The sequence below is a fragment of the Streptococcus pseudopneumoniae genome, from assembly GCF_001068775.1.
GTDB classification, from domain to species: Bacteria; Bacillota; Bacilli; order Lactobacillales; family Streptococcaceae; genus Streptococcus; species Streptococcus pseudopneumoniae_N.
Window position 1 is genome coordinate 1 of the sequence record NZ_JWAJ01000155.1, and the last position, 1,015, is coordinate 1,015.

At 42.7% G+C, this 1,015-nt stretch carries 1 pseudogene; it reads left to right on the plus strand.

Features of this window, described 5'->3' with window-relative positions:
• A pseudogene (locus tag ADF68_RS11120) lies at positions 1-1,015 on the plus strand (hypothetical protein); the annotation flags it as partial.

Sequence of the window (1,015 nt, forward strand, 5' to 3'; positions counted from 1 at the left end):
AGGAACAGGTAAGATTACAGAACCAGGTAAACCAACGGAAGAAGTTCCAGTTGAAACACCAGCACATAAGACACCAACATTAGATGTTGAACAAGATCCTAAGACAGGTGATGTAACAGTAACACCGAAGAGACCAGATGGCTCAACATACCCACCAGGAACTAAGGTAGAAATTCCAGGTAAAGATAAGGATCACCCAATCACTGTTACAATCGGTGAAGACGGTAAAGGTAAAGTACCAAACAGTGAATTACCAGAAGGAAAAGTACCAGGAACAGGTAAGATTACAGAACCAGGTAAACCAACGGAAGAAGTTCCAGTTGAAACACCAGCGCATAAGACACCAACACTAGATGTTGAACAAGATCCTAAGACAGGTGACGTTACAGTAACACCTAAGAGACCAGATGGCTCAACATTCCCACCAGGAACTAAGGTAGAAATCCCAGGTAAAGATGGTAACCCAATCACTGTTACAATCGGTGAAGACGGTAAAGGTAAAGTACCAAATGACAAGCTTCCTAAGACAAATGTTCCAGGTACAGGTAAGATTACAGAACCAGGTAAACCAGCTGTGGAAGTTCCTAATGTAACAACTCCAGCTAAGGTAACACCAGCAACACCGGGTCAAAAGACACCAACAGTAGATGTTGAACAAGATCCTAAGACAGGTGAGGTTACAGTAACACCTAAGAAACCAGATGGCTCAACATTCCCACCAGGAACTAAGGTAGAAATTCCAGGAGAAAATGGAACAACAATCCCTGTTGAAATCGGTGACAATGGTTCAGGTAAAGTACCAAATGACAAGCTTCCTAAGACAAATGTTCCAGGTACAGGTAAGATTACAGAACCAGGTAAACCAGCTGTGGAAGTTCCAGTAACAACACCAGGTAAGGTAACACCAAATACCCCAACAACTGAAACACCAAGTGAGATTGAAATCACACGTAAACCAAATGGTGATGCGATTGTAACGCCTAAGAAACCAGATGGAAAACCATACCTACCAGGA